The organism is Zestomonas ipomoeae (assembly GCF_057128665.1).
This window is the reverse complement of sequence record NZ_JBSKHQ010000017.1, coordinates 109,522-127,157: the sequence shown is the minus strand read 5'-3', so window position 1 is coordinate 127,157 and position 17,636 is coordinate 109,522. Positions and strand designations below refer to the sequence as shown.

The window sequence follows — 17,636 nt, the reverse complement described above, 5'->3', positions numbered from 1 at the left end:
GCGCTGATGCGCAGCAACGCCTACCAGGTGCAAAAGGCCTTCGACATGATCGCCAGCTACGACAAGCGCAAGGTCGCAATGCTCGGGCTTTCGTTCAAGGCCGGCACCGACGACCTGCGCGAAAGCCCGCTGGTCGAACTGGCCGAGATGCTGATCGGCAAGGGCTACGACCTGTCGATCTTCGACCGCAACGTCGAGTACGCCCGCGTGCACGGGGCGAACAAGGACTACATCGAATCGAAGATCCCCCACGTGTCCTCGCTGCTCAACTCCGACTTCGACGCCGTGGTGGCGCGCGCCGATGTCATCGTGCTGGGCAACAACGACCCGCAGTTCGCCGCCCTGGTGGAACAGGTACCCGCGGGCAAGAAGATCGTCGACCTGGTGGGCTTCATGGCCCATGCCACCTGCGACGAAGCTGAAGGCATCTGCTGGTAACCCTACCTGCGATGTGTAACCCCTCGCCCGTCCGGGCGAGGGGTCAAATGACGGATACGGTATGGACACGCTTGAGCACAAACTCAAAGAGGCTGCCGGCTGGCTGTTTTATCTCTGCCTGCTGATGCTGCTCGCCCTGGCACTGCCCCGGTCGGTGTTCGACCCTGGCTCGCGGGAATTCATCCTGCTCATCGGCCTGGTCGGCATCTGGCGCTACTCCATGGGCGCCATGCACTTCGTGCGCGGCATGTATTTCCTGTATGTCGTGTTCCCGAGCTATCGCCGCAAGGCACGCAAACTCGGCGACGCCATCGATCCCTCGCAAGTGTTCCTGATGGTGACCAGCTTTCGCATCGATGCGCTGACCACCGCCCAGGTGTATCGCTCGGTGATCCAGGAAGCCATCGACTGCGGCTATCCCACCGTGGTGGTCTGCTCCATCGTCGAGCTCTCCGACGAACTGCTGGTGAAGAACCTGTGGGGCCAACTAGCACCGCCGGACCGGGTCAAGCTGGACTTCGTGCGCATCGCCGGGACCGGCAAGCGCGACGGCCTGGCCAACGGCTTCCGCGCCATTTCCCGGCACTGCCCGGACGAGAACGCGGTGGTCGCGGTGATCGACGGCGACACCGTGCTGACCTCCGGCGTGGTACGCAAGACCGTGCCCTACTTCAAGCTGCTGCCCAGGGTCGGCGGCCTGACCACCAACGAATTCTGCGAAGTGCGCGGCAGCTACGTGATGAGCGAGTGGCACAAGCTGCGCTTCGCCCAGCGCCACATCAACATGTGCTCGATGGCCCTGTCCAAGCGCGTGCTGACCCTCACCGGACGCATGTCCATGTTCCGCGCCGAGGTGGTGACCAACCCTGGTTTCATCGCCGATGTCGAGGACGACGCGCTGGAACACTGGCGCCTGGGCCGCTTCAAGTTCCTCACCGGCGACGACAAGTCCAGCTGGTACAGCCTGATGCGCCTGGGCTACGACACCTTCTACGTGCCGGATGCCGCCATCAACACGGTGGAGCATCCGCCGGAAAAAAGCTTCATCAAGGCCAGCCGCAAGCTGATGTTCCGCTGGTACGGCAACAACCTGCGGCAGAACTCGCGGGCCCTCGGCCTGGGCATGCAGCGCCTTGGGCTGTTCACCACCCTGGTGTTGTTCGACCAGCGGGTTTCCATGTGGACCTGCCTGCTCGGCCTGACCGTGGCGGTGATCGCCAGCATCAAGTACAGCATCGCTTTCCTGCTGGTTTACCTGCTCTGGATCGGTTCGACCCGTCTGGTGCTGACCCTGCTTTTATCTGCCTCCGGGCACCCCATAGGCCCGGCTTACCCCTTGATCCTCTATTACAACCAGATCGTCGGTGCACTGGTGAAGATCTATGTGTTCTTCAGACTCGACCAGCAATCGTGGACCCGCCAGAACACCAAGCTTGATCGCGAACTTGCCAGCTTCCAACGCTGGTTCAACCGATGGTCGTCACGGGCCATGACCTTCTCCGCCGCCAGCGTGTTCGTCGCTGCGCTGCTGGCGTTGGTCTGACTGTCGATCCATTTCGATGACTAGGAATCCGGGTAAATAGCCATGAATACAGCCGTAAATCTCAATGTGGTCCATGAGTCCGAAGCACAGCGACAGCATGCACGGGTCAAGCTGCCCGCCAAGATCCGCTACACCGGCAGCAATCGGGAAATCCTCGACCTGCCGCTGCTCGATCTGTCCGCCGGCGGCTTCAGCTTCGCCATCGGCCGCACGCCGGTGCAGATCGGCGACTATCACAAGGGCAAGCTGCTGTTCCTTATCGACAACCTGAGCCTGGGCATCGAGGTGGAATTCCAGGTGCGCTTCGTCGACCCGGCCAACGGCCGCGTCGGCTGCCAGTTCCACAACCTCAAACCGCGGGAAATCTCCACCTTGCGCCACCTGATCAGCGCCCACCTGTCCGGTGAGTTGATCAGCGTCGGCGAACTGCTCAGCACCCTGCAGCGCGACAACTTCACCAAGGCTCGCAACAAGCAGGGCGGCGGCAATGCCATGGGCCCGCTGGCCAAGCTGCGCGCGGTGACGGTCAGCGCTGCGATATTCCTGGTCGGCCTCGGCGCCTTCGGTTTCATCCTCGACAAGGTCTACGAGCATCATTTCGTCGCCCATGCCGAATCGGCCCAGGTCAGCGTACCCAGCCTGCAGGTGACCATGCCCCGCGAGGGCACCGTGCAGAGCCTGGTGCCGGCCAGCGGCATGGTCGCCAAGGGCGCTCCGGTGGCGACCTTCTCCGCGACCATGCTGGAGATGCTCAAGGGCACCCTGAGCGAAGAGCAACTGACCGAGGACAAGATCGAGGCCTTCTTCGGCCGCCAGCTCACCGGCACCCTGACCAGCCCCTGCGACTGCCGCGTGGTAAGCCAGCTGGTGGCCGACGGCCAGTTCGCCAGCAAGGGCTCGACGGTCTTCGAACTGGCGCCGGTGGACAGCAAGGCCACCGTCGAGGCGCGCTTCCGCTACAGCGAGTTCGACAAGGTCCGTCCGGGCGCCGACGTCAGCATGCGCGTTGCCGGCGAAGACCAGGTGCGCCACGGCAAGATCGTCAGCTCCGCACTGCAAGATGGCGGCTTGTCGTCCAACATCCGTGTGGTCATCCAGCCCACCGACGGCCTGAGCAGCGAGCTCGCCGGCCGGCCGGTGGAGGTGACCATCAACAGCGGGCCGTCGTTCGACGCGCTGTCCGGCAAAGCCATCGCGGCTGGGCTCTAAAGGGGAGCATGCCGTGATTCGCAAGCAACCTACCCTGCTGCTGGCCGCCCTGTTGCTGGCCGGCTGCGCCGGTCTGCCGGACCAGCAGCTGGCCCGCCAGGCCCGGGACGCGGGCGACCGCGAGACCGCCCTGCGCAATTACCAGCAACTGGCGGAGCTGGGCTTCGTCGAGGCGCAGGTCGGCCTGGCCGACCTCCAGGCGGACAGCGGCGATCCGCGGCAGATGGCGCTCGCCGAACAGAGCTACCGCCGCGCGCTGGGCGAGTCGCCACGGGCCGGCATGCGCCTGGGCCGACTGTTGTCGCGCAAGCCGATGGCCAGCGAGGCGGAGCTGCGTGAAGCCGAAACCCTGCTGAGCCGGGCCCTGGCCGACGGCGAAGACGGCGCCCTGCTGCCGCTGGTGCAGTTGTATCTGCAACACCCACAGTACTGGCCGCAGCTCAATTTGCAGGCGCGCATCGAACAGTGGCGCCAACAGGGTCATGCGCAAGCGGACCTGGCGCAGATCGAGCTGTACCGCAACCAGGGCAGCTACGCCGAGCATCTGCCCGAGATCGAGCGGATCTGCCTGGCACAGCTGAGCGTGACCGAGGGTTGCTACGTCGAGCTGGCCCAGGTCTACCAGATGGGCGGCGAGGAGGAAAAACGCGCCGCCTTCCTGGATCAAGTGCGCAGCGCCCTCCGGCTCGGCCAGATCGATGCCGAGCGCGTCGAGGACGTGGCCCTGGTGCTGGCCGACGCCGAGCTGGGCAAGCCCGACCAGGAAGCCGCCCAGGCGCTCCTGGAGGAAATCGCCCCCGCGTACCCGGCCGCCTGGCTGAGCCTGGCCGAAGTGCTCTACGACTACCCGACCCTCGGCGACAGCGAGCGCATGTTCGACTACCTCGAGCGCGGTCGCGCGGCCGATCCGGGACACGCCGAGCTGCTGCTCGGCCGCCTCTACTACGAGGGCAAGTGGGTGACCCTGGACCCGCACGCCGCCGAGCAGCACCTGCTGAAGGCGGCCGACGCCGGCGAAAGCAACGCCCACTACTACCTCGGTCAGATGTATCGCCGCGGCTACCTCGGCGACATCGCGCCACAGAAAGCCGTCGACCACCTGCTGCAGGCCGCCCGCGCCGGCAGCCGCGGCTCGGACATGGCGCTCGCGCAGCTCTACGTGCAGGGTCGCGGCATCAAGATCGAGCGCCGTAACGCCTACGTCTTCGCCCGCCTGGCACAGATGCGTGAACTGACGGATGCCGGCGACCTGCTGGCTTCCCTCGAAGGCGCCATGGACCCGCAGGAACTGGCCGCCGCCGAGCGCCTGCTGCAACAGGAACTACAGGCACGCGGGGGCGCCTGGCACAGCCGCCTGGAAAACCCGGCGCTGGCCGAAGGACAACCTCGAGAACACTCACAGGACGCCAGACTATGAAGCTTAACCCTTGGCTGGGCACCGTCGCCGTATTGGGCTTTAGCCTCGGCAGCAACCTGCTCTGGGCTGCCAGCGCGCCGGAGCGCAACTTCGGCCTGGAAGTGAAGATCACCGGCCAATCCGAGGACGATCGCGACCTCGGCACCCGCGACGGCGGCGACGTGCAGGGCTTTGGCCTCGACCTGCGCCCCTGGCTGTACGGCGAGCGCGGCAATTGGAGCGCCTTCGCCATGGGCCAGGCGGTGGCGGCCACCGATACCATCGAATCGGACCCCATCGACAACGAACTGGACACCACCAGCGACAACGGCGCCCGCGAGCAGGACAAGAACTACCTGGCCCTGCGCGAATTCTGGCTCGGCTATTCAGGCCTCACCGTCTACCCCGGCGAATACCTGCGCTTCGGCCGCCAGCGCCTGCGCAGCGACGACGGCACCTGGCGCGACACCAACATCGAGTCGCTCGCCTGGACCTTCGACACCACCCTGCTGCGGGCCAACCTGGGCATCGCCCAGCGCTTCTCCGACTACCGCACCGACCTCGATGACCTGGCGCCCGAGGACGAAGACCGCCTGCACCTGTTTGCCGACATCGCCCATCAGTGGCGGCCCGGCCACTGGATCGGCGCCAACCTGCACCACAGCGACGACAGCGGCCACCTGCCGGATGTCGGCGAGCGCGTCGACGAACTGGACAAGACCTACACCGGCCAGTTGACCTGGCTCGGCCTCAAGGCCGACGGCGACTTCTTCAACCGCCGCAGCACCGCCCCGCTCAACTACTGGGCCCAGGTGATGTGGCTGACCGGCGAGCGCGAGAGCCTGCAGAGCGCCTACGTCGGCGGCGAGCAGATCGCCACCGGCTCGTCCGATCACGACGTCAACGCCTGGGGCCTGGACCTGGGCCTGCGCTGGAAACTCGACCCGCACTGGAGCATCGGCGGCGGCTACGCCCGTGGCAGCGGCGGCGGCAGCGACGACTTCGGCTCCAAGCAGTTCGTGCAGACCGGCCTGCAGAGCAACCGCTCCAACTTCACCGGGACCCGCTCGCGCGTCCAGCGCTTCGGCGAGGCGTTCCGTGGCGAGCTGAGCAACATCCAGATCGCCACCCTGTTCGCTTCCTGGAACCTAGACGAGCGCTACGACGCCAGCCTGGTCTACCACCGCTTCCGCCGCCTGGATGGCGACCAGAACACCGGCGACGAAGGCATCACCGCCCCCCTGGTCAACGATGACAAAGATCTCGGCCAGGAACTCGACCTGGTGGTGACCCGCTATTTCGACCAGGGCTTCGTGCCGGCCAACTGGGGCTGGGACGAACCCTCTGCCCTGGTGCGCTTCCGCGGCGGCCTGTTCCGGCCCGGCGATGCCTATGGCAGCGACGCCGATTCGACCATGCACCGCGCCTTCGTCGACGTCGTCTGGCGTTACTGAGGCAGGAGAGAACCATGTACGCGAACCCCCATAGATACGCCGGCGGCCTGCTGTTGTGCAGCCTGCTGTTGTGCGCCGCACCGGCAGTCGCCGAGCTGGAGAAGGTCGCTTTCAGTCCCGCGCCCCCGGTCACCAAGGGGTTGCGCACCACCGACAACTACAACATCACCAGCGCTCCGGTCGAGTCGCTGCGCATGGACCCGCCCCAGTTGCCGGACCTCTCGGGCTATACGACCGCAGCGGTGCTGGCCAAGGTGGGCGACAAGACGCCAGGACGCGTCCTGGTCAAGCGCATGCTCAACGAGGACGCCCTGAAGGAATTCATCGGCGGCGACGAGCGCATGCGCGAATGGGTGGCACGGCAACGCGCCATGCCCCAGGCGATCTTCATCGAGGGTGGTTATGCCACCCCGCAGGACATGGCCAAGGTACTGCCCAAGCAATACTTCGAGGAAACCGAAGCAGGTGTATTCGTCGCCCGTCTGCCGGTGGTGGTAGCCAACGACGCGACCCTGCACATCGACGGCAAGACCCATGACTTTCGCATGTCCCTGGAGCGCGGCAGCTTCCTGGTCAACGATGGCCGGCTGTTCATCACCGACAGCCGGCTGACCGCCTGGAGCGAAGCGAACGGCGAGCCGGCCTGGTGGAAGAAGCAAGGCGTGTTCCGCCCCTTCCTCAACTCCTGGGGCGGTACCGAGACCTACATCGCCAACAGCACCGTCACCAGCCTCGGCTACACCGCGAGCAAGTCCTACGGGCTGACCATCTCCCAGTACACCCCGGGCATGGTCGACAAGATGGGCCGCTCCCGGCCCCAGGGCTGGGTGATCGACTCCACCTTCGACGACATGTGGTACGGCTTCTACTGCTACGAGGCCGACGACCTGGTGGTCAAGGGCAACACCTACAAGAACAACATCGTCTACGGCATCGACCCCCATGATCGCTCGCACCGGCTGATCATCGCCGACAACGAGATCTACGGGACGCGCAAGAAGCACGGCCTGATCATTTCCCGCGAGGTCAACGACAGCTGGATCTTCAACAACCGCAGCTACGACAACGAGCTGTCCGGCATCGTCATCGACCGTAACAGCAGCAACAACGTGATCGCCTACAACGAGAGCTACGACAACCGCTCCGACGGCGTGACCATCTACGAGAGCGGCGACAACCTGCTGTGGGCCAACAAGGTCATCGGCAACCAGCGCCACGGCATTCGCGTGCGCAACAGCGTGGACATCAAGCTCTACGAAAACCTCGCGGTGAACAACGGCAAGATCGGTATCTACGGCCACATCAAGGATCTCTCCGACACCGACCGCAACATCGAACTCGACCCCTTCGACACCCTGGTGTCGCTGCTGGTGGTGGGCGGCAAGCTGATCGGCAACGGCTCCGGGCCGATCGGCGTGGATTCGCCGCTCAGCCTCGAACTCTACAAGGTGCAGATGCTCGCCCCGGCCAAGACCTCCGGCATCAGCCTGCCCGGCGTGCTCGGCCGCCACCAGGACCGCATCCTCGACATGCTGGTGCGCCAGGAGCAGGCGGTGCTGATCGACCCGATCGAAACCCAGAGCGAATTGCAGGATTGAGCATGACCATGTTTTCCCCACGTTTCCCGCTGCTGCGCAGTCTCGCCGCCCTGCCCCTGGCAGGCGCCCTGGCCGGCCAGGCGCTGGCCGACGAACAGGCCCCGCAGTTCCAGGCCGAGCCCTGCTGCCAGCTGTGCCCGGCGGCGGCCGACATGTCCCGCTACCCGAACGGCTTCCTGAGCACCTTCCGTCACCTGGTGCAAGGCCAGGACGACTGGCTGTTCCGCAGCGAACTGGACCTGATGACCCATTTCGGCCCCGACGAAACCGGCTACCGCAACCTCAAGCGCCTGCGCGACGGCCTCAAGCGCCGTGGCGTCGAACTGGTGATGCTGTACCTGCCGACCCGCGGGCTGGTACACCCCGACCGCCTGAGCCCGGCCGACCGCGCCAGCTACGACTGGGAAGGCGCTCGCGCCAGCTACATCCAGGCCACCGAGCGCTATCGCCAGCTGGGCATCGTCGTACCGGACCTGTCGCCGCTGTTCAACGAGAGCAAGACCGAGGAAAAACCGTTCTTCTTCAAGGGCGACCATCACTGGACCCCCTACGGCGCCGAGCGCGCGGCCGAGCTGGTGGCCAAGGCCCTGGCCGAGATGCCCACCGTGGCGGCGATGCCGACCAAGGCCTTCGCCACCAAGCCGATCGGCATCCTTGGCAAGCGCGGTACCCTGCAGCGCGCGGCGCAGCAGATCTGCGGCTACAGCTCGGCGGACCAGTACGTGCCGCGCTTCGACACCGAGCCGGTGGAAGAGGCCGCCAACGACAACCTGTTTGGCGATGCCGCACTGCCGGAAATCGTGCTGGCCGGCACCAGTAACAGTGGCGAGTCGCTGAACTTCAACGGCTTCCTGCAGGAAAAACTGGGCCGGGAGATTCTCAACGTCTCGGTCACCGGCGGCGGCCTCGAAGGCTCGATGGTGGAATACCTCGCCAGCGAGGACTTCCAGACCAACCCGCCGAAGGTGCTGATCTGGGAATTCGGCTCCTACCACAACCTCGGCCAGCGCAGCGTCTACCGCGAGCTGGTTCCGCTGATCGACAACGGCTGCGCCGAGCGCAAGGTGGCGTTGAAGAACGAGGTCGCCCTGAAACCGGGCATGAACCAGGTGCTGCTCAATGCGCCCAACCTGAACCTCACCAGCCGCGACTACGTGCTCGACGTGCAGTACAGCGATCACGAAGTGCGCGACCTGCGCGGCGTGGTCTGGTACATGACCGGCAAGAAGGACACGCTGAAGATAGAGCGCCCGTCGAAGATGGACGGCGGCGGCCGCTTCGTCCTGGAGCTGCGCGACGACGAGGACTATGCCGACCAGACACTGCTGGGTATCGACCTGGAGCTGCCCGAAGGCGTCGAGCCCGGCACCAAGGTCAGCGCCAAGCTGTGCGCCAAGCCGAACGCCTCGACCACCACCGTGGCCCAGGCCAAGCCATGATGAAAACCCTGGCCGCCTGCATCAGCCTGCTGCTGGCCGCCAGCCCGGCGTTCGCCGAGCTGCGCCCACCGGCCGGCTTCTATGCGGCAGCCCAGCACAAGGGTGGCCGCGCATCGCCCTGCCCGGCGGCTCCAGAACCCTACACCGGTGCGCTGAACCTGCCGAGCAAGTACCAGGGCGCCGATGCCGCTCGGGACCGACTCAACCCCCAGGCATACGCCAGCTACCAGGCGCTCAGCGCCGACATCACCGCGATGGAGCGTGGCATCTATCGCTGGGTCGCCGACTACCTGCGCTTCGGCCGCGAGGGCTATGCCGCCTGCGCGCTCGACTGGCTGCAACGCTGGGCCGAGGCCGACGCCCTGCTCAGCGCCCAGTACACCCACACCGGCAAGGCCCGGCGCAAATGGGCGCTGGGCAGCCTCAGCTCGGCCTACCTGCACCTGAAGTACTCGCGCTCGCAGCCGCTGCGCGGGCATGAACGCCAGGCCAGGCAGATCGAGGCCTGGCTGTCGCGAGTGGCCGACCGCGTGCTGCTCGACTGGCAGGACCAGCCGCTGGCGAAGATCAACAACCACCAATACTGGTCGGCGTGGGCGGTGATGGCTACCGCGGTGGTCACCGACCGGCGCGACCTGTTCGACTGGTCCATCGCGCAATACCGCATCGCCGCCAACCAGGTTACCGACGAAGGCTTTCTGCCCAACGAACTCAAGCGCCGCACCCGCGCGCTCAACTACCACAACTACAGCCTCGGCCCGCTGCTGATGATCGCCGCCTTCGCCAACGCCAATGGCGTCGATCTGCGCGACGAGAACCACGCTGCCATTCGCCGCCTGGCGGAGAAGGTACTGGCCGGTCGCGAACACCCCAAGCTGTTCGCCGAGCGCGCGCGAAGCCGGCAGGAAACCCAGGACCTGCTGCGCAAGACCAACAACTTCGCCTGGCTGGAACCCTACTGCGCACTCTACGACTGCTCGCCACGCACCACCCGCTGGCTCAGCGCGCAACGGCCGCTGAAGACCTACCGCCTGGGCGGCGACCTGACCCGGGTGTTCGCCGCCGCGCCGCTGCGCGCCGAGCGCTGAGGAACCGACATGACCGCCCCCCCTTCGCTCGCCTTCGCCCTGCTCCTGCTGTTGACCGGCCCCGCCCAGGCCGACCAGCCACTGCTGCCGCCGGACGGCTATTTCGCCGCGGTCGGGCATGACGACGACACCCCGGAACGCTGCGCCAGCCCGCCGCCGCCGTTCACCGCCAAGCTGGTATTCCCGAGCAAATACAAGGGTTCGGACTCGGCGCGGGCGACGCTCAACGTCGCCGCCAATACGCGCTACCGCAACATGACCGAAGACATCACCCGCATGGAAAAGGGCGTCAGCCACTACGTGAAGCGCTACATGCGCCACGGCAATCGTGCGGAACTGGAATGCAGCCTGGCCTGGCTGAGCAACTGGGCCCAGGCCAATGCCCTGCTGTCCACCGACTACAACCACACCGGCAAATCGATGCGCAAATGGGCACTGGGCAGCCTGTCCTCGGCCTACCTGCAATTGAAGTTCTCCGAGTCCCAGCCCCTGGCCGCCTATCGCGGGCAAAGCCAGGTGATCGAATCCTGGTTCGCCAAGCTGGCCGACCAGGTGGTGCGCGACTGGAGCGATCTGCCGTTGAAGAAGGTCAACAACCACAGCTACTGGGCGGCCTGGTCGGTGATGGCCACCGCCGTGGCGACCAATCGCCGCGACCTGTTCGACTGGGCCGTGGAGCGCTTTCACGTGGCCGCCAACCAGATCGACGACGAAGGTTTCCTGCCCAACGAGCTGCACCGCCGCGAGCGCGCGCTGTTCTACCACAACTATGCCCTGCCGCCGCTGGCAATGATCGCCGCCTTCGCCCAGGCCAACGGCGTCGACCTGCGCGAGGAAAACCACGGCGCGCTGCGGCGCCTGGCGGACAACGTGATCGCCGGCGTCGACGACAGCCAGCGCTTCGCCCGCAAGGCCGACAGCCCGCAAAACACCGAGGACCTGCAGAAGGACAGCAAGTTCGCCTGGCTGGAGCCCTACTGCACGCTCTACCGCTGCTCGGCGGCGACGTTGAAGTGGAAGAACGAGCTCGGCCCGCTACGCAACCATCGGCTCGGTGGCGATGTCAGTCAGCTGTTCGGCCAACACCTCGCCGGCAAGCGGACGGAGAAAAACGACACCCCGCTGTAGGCGGACGCAATACGGTCGGCGTGACCGCAAACCACGCGAATCGGCTCCCCCGGGAGCCAAGGGTGGCCCATCGACGGGCCGAACAATTGGCCAGAGCGAACGAGACGCAGGCAATGGTGTTTTCATCCAACGTATTTCTGTTCCTGTTTCTGCCGCTGTTTCTCAGCCTGTATTACCTGAGTCCGGCGCGTTATCGGAACTTGCTGATTCTGATCGGCAGCTATGCCTTCTATGCCTGGTGGCGGGTGGACTTCCTCCTGCTGTTCGTCGCGGTGACGCTGTGGAACTACGTCATCGGCCTGCGCATCGCCCGGCACGGCATTCGCAGCAAGCTGGCGCAGCGCTGGGTGGTATTCGGCGTCGGCGGCAACCTGGCCACGCTCGGCTACTTCAAGTACGCCAACTTCGGCGTGGCCAACATCAACGCCCTGCTGGAAGACTTCGGCTTCGAGCCCTTCGTGCTGACCCACGTGATCCTGCCGATCGGCATTTCCTTCTATATCTTCCAGTCCATCAGCTACCTGATCGACGTCTATCGCGGCGATACCGAGCCGACGGAAAACCTGGTCAACTTCGCCGCCTTCATCGCCCTGTTCCCCCAGCTGATCGCCGGCCCGGTGCTGCGCTACAAGGACCTGGCCGACCAGTTCACCGGGCGCACCCATAGCCTCGACAAGTTCTCCGAAGGCGCCACCCGCTTCATGCAGGGCTTCATCAAGAAGGTGTTCATCGCCGACACCCTGGCGCCGCTGGTGGACCACTGCTTCGCCCTGCAGAATCCCAGCACCGGCGACGCCTGGCTGGGCATGCTGGCGTACACCGCGCAGCTCTACTTCGACTTCTCCGGCTACAGCGACATGGCCATCGGCCTCGGCCTGATGATGGGCTTTCGCTTCATGGAGAACTTCAACCAACCCTACATCAGCCAGTCGATCACCGAATTCTGGCGGCGCTGGCACATCAGCCTGTCGACCTGGCTGCGCGACTACCTGTACGTGCCGCTGGGCGGCAACCGCCATGGCACCTTCAAGACCTACCGCAACCTGTTCCTGACCATGCTGCTGGGCGGCTTCTGGCACGGCGCCAACTGGACCTTCCTGATCTGGGGCGCCTGGCACGGCACCTGGCTGGCCATCGAACGGGCGCTGGGCGTCAATGCGGCGCCCAAGGTGATCAACCCGTTGAAGTGGGCCTTCACCTTTTTCCTGGTCATGCTCGGCTGGGTGATCTTCCGCGCCGAGAACCTGGAAGTCGCCGGCCGCATGTACGCCGCGCTGTTCAGCTTCGACGGCTGGCAGCTATCGGAGCTGGGTCGCGCCAGCCTCACCGACCTGCAGATCGCCACCCTGGCGGTGGCTTACATCACCCTGGCGTTCTGCGGCCTGCGCCAGTTCTACCGCAACCCGCTATGGCCGAAGACCGGCCGCAGCGAAGCCGACGGTCCGGCCACCGACCAGCCGCGCCTGGTCAAGGCCGTTCCCGGCGACTCGCCGGCGGTCAGCGTGACCGCTTCCGGCATGCTGGTCCAGCGCGCCTCCTGGACCGCCGCGCTGCCGCGCTACCTGATCCGCACCGCGATCCTGCTGCTGTTCGCGGTATCGATTCTCAAGCTCTCGGCGCAGAGCTATTCCCCGTTCCTTTATTTCCAGTTCTGAGGGACCGGCCATGACTTACACCCTACGCAAAGTCTACGTCGCATCGTTCACCGCCCTGCTGCTGGGACTCGGCGGCTGGTCGCTGAAAGGCCTCGGCGACTACCACACCCCGCCGAACACCACGCTGCTCGACGGCAAGCTGGCGCAGAGCTTCGAGCACCACTACGACGAGCAATTCCCGGTCAAGCGCCTGGGCACCAACCTCTGGGCGGCAGTGGACTACCTGCTGTTCGGCACCGGCCGGCCCGGAGTGGTCGTCGGCCGCGACGAGTGGCTGTACACCGACGAAGAGTTCCACCCGGTGGCCGACGCCCAGCGCAACATCGACGACAACCTGGCGTTGATCGCCGGCGCCCGCGATGCCCTGGCCCGCCAGGGCGTGCGCCTGGTGTTGGCCATCGTGCCGGCCAAGGCGCGGCTGTACCCGGAGCACATCGGCGAAGAACAGCCGGTCGCCCTGCACAACCGGCTCTACCAGGACTTCCATGCCCGCGCCCGCCAGGCCGGCATCGACGCCCCGGACCTGCTCGAGCCGCTGCGCGAAGGCAAGGCCCGGGATGCGGTGTTCCTGCGCACCGACACCCACTGGACGCCCTTCGGCGCGAGCCTGGTGGCCGCGCGCCTGAGCGACTACGTGCGCGCCCACGCCGCCTTGCAGAGCGAGCCGCGTCAATACGTCACCGAAATCGGCGCCAGCCGCCCGCACAAGGGCGACCTGTTGAACTTCCTGCCGCTCGACCCGCTGTTCGACGAACTGCTGCCAGCCCCCGACCAGCTGCCGCGCTACCACACCCGCGAGAAGGACGAGCAGGCGGCCAGCGCCAGCGACGACCTGTTCGCCGACACCCGGGTCCCGGTTTCGCTGGTCGGCACCAGCTACAGCGCCAATGCCAAGTGGAACTTCGACGGCGCGCTGCGCCAGGCCCTGGGCAGCGACCTGATGAACTTCGCCGAGGACGGCCACGGCCCGATCCTGCCGATGCTCAAGTTCCTGCAAAGCGAGGAATTCCGCGAGTCGCCGCCGCAGCTGGTGATCTGGGAGTTTCCCGAACGCTACCTGCCGCTGCCCAACGACCTGAGCGAGTTCGATCCGGACTGGATCGCCCAGCTCAAGTCCGCCGGCGCATCCCCTCAACGTCTGGCCGACGAATCCGTCGCTCGGCCGGAAGCTCTCCGGGCTTCGGCTCATTAATCACCCCCTTGGAGGTAAAAGGACATGAACCTGCAATTCACCCGTCGTTGGCTGGCACCGGCCTGCATCCTGATGAGCGGTCTGCTGGGCACCCAGGCCCAGGCCGGCGAAGGCGCGCTCTACGGCCCCGACGCGCCGAAGGGCTCGGCCTTCGTGCGGCTGTTCAACGCCGGCAGCCAGGAAACCAGCGCCAGCATCGGCAACGTCAAGCTGGAGGAAGTGGCACCGATGTCCAGCAGCGACTTCAGCTTCCTGCCGCCGGGCAGCTACACCGCCAAGGTCGGCTCCCAGAGCCTGCCGGTCACCCTCGCGACCGACGGTTCCTACACCCTGGTCAGCCTGCCCGGCAGCACGCCGCAGTTGGTCGAGGACCCGCAGTTCAAGAGCCGCCAGAAGGCCCTGCTGCGCCTGCAGAACCTCAGCGACCGCCCGCTCAGCCTGAAGACCGCCGACGGCAAGACCGAAGTGGTCGGCAACGTCGCGCCGAAGGACCGCGGCGAACGCGAGATCAACCCGGTCAAGGTCAGCCTGGCGCTGTTCGACGGCAGCACCAAGGTCGGCGACCTGCAACCGCTGGTCCTGCCCCGCGGCGAAGTCGTCGCCCTGTATGTCACCGGCTCAGGAAACAAACTGTCGCCTGTTTGGGTCAAACGCCCCGAACCGAGCGAATGAGAAACCGGCGCGACCCAGCATACGCAGCGGTCGCGCCCGGCACGGAAGCCCGTGCAAGAACGGAAACATCCACTTCACGTCACTCAGGAGAGCGACTCATGATCCCGGTAATTCTCTCTGGCGGCAGCGGCTCGCGCCTCTGGCCACTGTCCCGCAAGCTCTATCCCAAGCAGTTCCTGGCCCTGACCGGTAGCCATTCGCTGTTCCAGGAAACCCTGGAGCGCCTGGCCTTCGACGGCATGCACAAGCCCATCGTGGTATGCAACCAAGAGCACCGGTTCATCGTCCAGGAACAGCTCGCGGCGCTCAACCTGGCCGTGCAGAGCACCATTTTCGAGCCCTTTGGTCGGAATACCGCACCGGCCGTCGCCATTGCCGCCATGAAATTGATGGAGGAAGACCGCGACGAGCTGATGCTGGTCCTGCCCGCCGACCATGTGATCGGCGACCAGAAGGCCTTCCAGCGCTCGCTGGCCCTGGCCACCACCGCGGCGGAAAAAGGCGAGATGGTGCTGTTCGGTATCCCCGCCCTGCGCCCTGAAACCGGCTACGGCTACATCAAATGCGACAAGAGCCTGCGCGGCAACCTGCCGGATGGCGTCAGCCGCGTCGCCCAGTTCGTCGAGAAACCGGACGAAGAACGCGCCAAGCAGTTCGTCGAGTCCGGCGATTACTTCTGGAACAGCGGCATGTTCCTGTTCCGCGCCAGTCGCTTCCTCGAAGAGCTGAAGAAGCACGACGCGGACATCTACGATACCTGCCTGCTGGCCCTGGAACGCAGCAAGGGCGACGGCGACGAGGTGTTGATCGACCCTGCCACCTTCGCCTGCTGCCCTGACAACTCCATCGACTACGCCGTGATGGAAAAGACCAACCGCGCCTGCGTGGTACCGATGACCGCCAGCTGGAGCGACGTCGGCTCTTGGTCGTCGATCTGGGATGTGCTGGACAAGGACGAGAACGGCAACGTGCTCAGGGGCGACGTGGTTGCCCACGACAGCCGCAACTGCATGGTGCACGGCAACGGCAAACTGGTGACCACGCTCGGCCTGGACGACATCGTGGTGGTGGAAACCAAGGACGCCATCATGGTCGCCCACAAGGACCGCGTGCAGGACGTCAAGAAGCTGGTGAACACGCTCGACGAGCAGAAGCGTCCGGAAACCCAGAACCACTGCGCCGTGTATCGCCCCTGGGGCTCCTACGACTCGGTGGACATGGGCGGCCGCTTCCAGGTCAAGCACATCACCGTCAAGCCCGGCGCCAGCCTGTCCCTGCAGATGCACCACCACCGCGCCGAACACTGGATCGTGGTGTCCGGCACCGCCCAGGTCACCTGCAACGACAAGACCTTCCTGCTTACCGAGAACCAGTCGACCTACATTCCGATCACTGCGGTGCATCGCCTGGCCAATCCCGGCAAGATCCCGCTGGAAATCATCGAGGTGCAGTCCGGCAGCTATCTGGGTGAAGACGATATCGAACGCCTGGAAGACGTCTATGGCCGTGCCCAGGAGCAGGGTGTGCAGAGCAAGACCATCGTCGGCTGACAACGCCGGTCTTATGCCGCAGCGCAGGAACCCCCTGCGCTGCCGGCTCCTGGATACCGGCCTGCGCCGGTAAGACGGTGTCGAGCAGGACATATCCTGTCCACTCGCAGCCATGACGAGCGAAACCGCTCAGCCCCACTCGGTCCGTCACCCCGGCGCAGACCGGAGTCCAGAGTCGGCAGCGCGAGCTCTTCTGCGTTACCCACCCAGCGCCGGTACGACGCGGGTCAGGCGGGGCATCTCCTGACCATCCCTCGCCACGAAGAGCGAAACTGCACAGCCCCACTCGGTCCGCCACCCCGGCGCAGGCCGGGGCCCAGATTCGGCAACGCGGGCGTCTTCTGCGTACCCGCCCCTGAATACCGGCCAGTGTCGGTATGAAGGCATTGAGGAGGGCATTCCTGTCCATCCGCCGCCATGACGAGCGAAACCGCTCAGCCCCACTCGGTCCGTCACCCCGGCGCAGGCCGGGGCCCAGATTCGGCAACGCGGGCGTCTTCTGCGTACCCGCCTCTGAATACCGGCCAGTGTCGGTATGAAGGCATTGAGGAGGGTAATCCTGTCCATCCGCCGCCATGAAAAGCGAGACTGCACAGCCCCCACTCGGTCCGTCACCCCGGCGCAGGCCGGGGCCCAGGTTCGGCTGCACGGGGCCTCCTGTGCATTGCCCTCCCCAGCCGAATCCATCGCCCCCTCGCCTGCTGCACATGCGTTAGGATGGCCCGACTGTCCCTTTGCGAGGCCGCCATGCTCCATCGCCCTACCTCAAACGGCAGCCGGTCATGCTGATCGGCGCGCTGCTGTTCGTCACCTGGCTGATCCTGCTGGTGCGCTATCCGGGCAGGGCCCTGTCGGTGTCCTTCGCCGCCGCCTGCGGGCTCGCACTGGTGGCCAGCTGGGTGATCTGGCAGGAAAGCCGCGAGGAGCATCACCTGGCGCGGCTGGAACTGAGCCTCACCTACGATCCCGCGCTATGCCCGGCCAACCGCCCGCTGCGCATCGACCTCAAGAATGCCAGCGACAGCCCGCTGCTCGAACTGCACTGGCAGGTCGCCGCTTACCGGCCAGGCGACAGCGTCAACCTGACCGAAAACCGTTACGAAACCCCGCGCTATCGTGGTCCCGGCGAGCTGCAGCCGGGCGCGGACTGGCACGACTGCCTGCCCCTGCCGACACTACGCCCCGGCTATCGCGCCAGCACCCTGGAATTCCGCGCCGAACGCCTGCAGGGCAAGTTCGACTGATGCACGCAACACGGAAGGCAGCCTGCGCGC

The 17,636-nt window shown here is 65.8% G+C and carries 14 protein-coding genes; all 14 read left to right on the top strand.

Annotated elements, in window-relative coordinates; all coding sequences use genetic code 11:
- The coding region (locus tag ACWKV7_RS17795) for a UDP binding domain-containing protein (RefSeq protein ID WP_483859032.1) at window positions 1-438 on the top strand (438 nt) is incomplete at its 5' end.
- A 61-nt stretch (window positions 439-499) separates the two neighbouring features.
- Window positions 500-1,981: a mannuronan synthase gene (gene alg8, locus ACWKV7_RS17790; RefSeq protein WP_483859031.1), complete on the top strand. Its 1,482-nt coding sequence runs from the start codon at window positions 500-502 to the stop codon at window positions 1,979-1,981.
- A gap of 42 nt (window positions 1,982-2,023) precedes the next feature.
- On the top strand, window positions 2,024-3,190 hold the full coding sequence (locus ACWKV7_RS17785) for a PilZ domain-containing protein (protein ID WP_483859030.1): 1,167 nt from the start codon (window positions 2,024-2,026) through the stop codon (window positions 3,188-3,190).
- Window positions 3,191-3,203: 13 nt separating this feature from the next.
- A complete protein-coding gene (locus ACWKV7_RS17780) occupies window positions 3,204-4,607 on the top strand; it encodes an alginate biosynthesis protein AlgK (protein ID WP_483859029.1) in 1,404 nt (467 codons plus the stop codon).
- Window positions 4,604-6,040, top strand: coding sequence for an alginate export family protein (locus tag ACWKV7_RS17775; protein ID WP_483859028.1), 1,437 nt, complete (start codon window positions 4,604-4,606; stop codon window positions 6,038-6,040). Before ACWKV7_RS17780 ends, ACWKV7_RS17775 begins: the two co-directional genes overlap by 4 nt.
- 14 nt (window positions 6,041-6,054) lie before the next feature.
- Entirely contained in the window at window positions 6,055-7,638 is a 1,584-nt protein-coding gene (algG, locus tag ACWKV7_RS17770) for a mannuronan 5-epimerase AlgG (RefSeq protein WP_483859027.1), read from the top strand.
- Between the two features lie 2 nt (window positions 7,639-7,640).
- Complete coding sequence (locus ACWKV7_RS17765) at window positions 7,641-9,077, top strand: alginate O-acetyltransferase (RefSeq protein ID WP_483859026.1); 1,437 nt, start codon at window positions 7,641-7,643, stop codon at window positions 9,075-9,077.
- Window positions 9,074-10,165, top strand: a complete 1,092-nt coding sequence (locus tag ACWKV7_RS17760; protein ID WP_483859025.1) for a mannuronate-specific alginate lyase — start codon at window positions 9,074-9,076, stop codon at window positions 10,163-10,165. Before ACWKV7_RS17765 ends, ACWKV7_RS17760 begins: the two co-directional genes overlap by 4 nt.
- Before the next feature lie 9 nt (window positions 10,166-10,174).
- Window positions 10,175-11,293, top strand: coding sequence for a mannuronate-specific alginate lyase (locus ACWKV7_RS17755; protein WP_483859024.1), 1,119 nt, complete (start codon window positions 10,175-10,177; stop codon window positions 11,291-11,293).
- Between the two features lie 113 nt (window positions 11,294-11,406).
- The gene (locus tag ACWKV7_RS17750) at window positions 11,407-12,948 is read left to right on the top strand and encodes an MBOAT family O-acyltransferase (RefSeq protein ID WP_483859023.1); all 1,542 of its coding nucleotides are present in this window, start codon (window positions 11,407-11,409) and stop codon (window positions 12,946-12,948) included.
- Window positions 12,949-12,958: 10 nt separating this feature from the next.
- Window positions 12,959-14,140, top strand: coding sequence for an alginate O-acetyltransferase (locus tag ACWKV7_RS17745; RefSeq protein WP_483859022.1), 1,182 nt, complete (start codon window positions 12,959-12,961; stop codon window positions 14,138-14,140).
- A 24-nt stretch (window positions 14,141-14,164) separates the two neighbouring features.
- Window positions 14,165-14,812, top strand: a complete 648-nt coding sequence (locus ACWKV7_RS17740) for an alginate O-acetyltransferase AlgF (protein ID WP_483859021.1) — start codon at window positions 14,165-14,167, stop codon at window positions 14,810-14,812.
- Between the two features lie 98 nt (window positions 14,813-14,910).
- Window positions 14,911-16,362 carry a mannose-1-phosphate guanylyltransferase/mannose-6-phosphate isomerase gene (locus ACWKV7_RS17735; RefSeq protein WP_483859020.1) on the top strand — a complete coding sequence of 484 codons (1,452 nt, stop codon included), beginning with the start codon at window positions 14,911-14,913 and terminating at the stop codon, window positions 16,360-16,362.
- Between the two features lie 782 nt (window positions 16,363-17,144).
- Complete coding sequence (locus ACWKV7_RS17730) at window positions 17,145-17,606, top strand: multidrug transporter (protein ID WP_483859019.1); 462 nt, start codon at window positions 17,145-17,147, stop codon at window positions 17,604-17,606.
- Window positions 17,607-17,636: the final 30 nt, after the last annotated feature.

Excerpts from the sequence above, each read along its gene's own strand:
- alg8 (WP_483859031.1), top strand. The coding sequence starts at position 500 with ATGGACACGCTTGAGCACAAACTCAAAGAGGCTGCCGGCTGGCTGTTT.
- ACWKV7_RS17785 (WP_483859030.1), top strand. The coding sequence starts at position 2,024 with ATGAATACAGCCGTAAATCTCAATGTGGTCCATGAGTCCGAAGCACAG.
- ACWKV7_RS17775 (WP_483859028.1), top strand. The coding sequence starts at position 4,604 with ATGAAGCTTAACCCTTGGCTGGGCACCGTCGCCGTATTGGGCTTTAGC.
- algG (WP_483859027.1), top strand. The coding sequence starts at position 6,055 with ATGTACGCGAACCCCCATAGATACGCCGGCGGCCTGCTGTTGTGCAGC.
- ACWKV7_RS17765 (WP_483859026.1), top strand. The coding sequence starts at position 7,641 with ATGACCATGTTTTCCCCACGTTTCCCGCTGCTGCGCAGTCTCGCCGCC.
- ACWKV7_RS17760 (WP_483859025.1), top strand. The coding sequence starts at position 9,074 with ATGATGAAAACCCTGGCCGCCTGCATCAGCCTGCTGCTGGCCGCCAGC.
- ACWKV7_RS17755 (WP_483859024.1), top strand. The coding sequence starts at position 10,175 with ATGACCGCCCCCCCTTCGCTCGCCTTCGCCCTGCTCCTGCTGTTGACC.
- ACWKV7_RS17750 (WP_483859023.1), top strand. The coding sequence starts at position 11,407 with ATGGTGTTTTCATCCAACGTATTTCTGTTCCTGTTTCTGCCGCTGTTT.
- ACWKV7_RS17745 (WP_483859022.1), top strand. The coding sequence starts at position 12,959 with ATGACTTACACCCTACGCAAAGTCTACGTCGCATCGTTCACCGCCCTG.
- ACWKV7_RS17740 (WP_483859021.1), top strand. The coding sequence starts at position 14,165 with ATGAACCTGCAATTCACCCGTCGTTGGCTGGCACCGGCCTGCATCCTG.
- ACWKV7_RS17735 (WP_483859020.1), top strand. The coding sequence starts at position 14,911 with ATGATCCCGGTAATTCTCTCTGGCGGCAGCGGCTCGCGCCTCTGGCCA.
- ACWKV7_RS17730 (WP_483859019.1), top strand. The coding sequence starts at position 17,145 with ATGCTGATCGGCGCGCTGCTGTTCGTCACCTGGCTGATCCTGCTGGTG.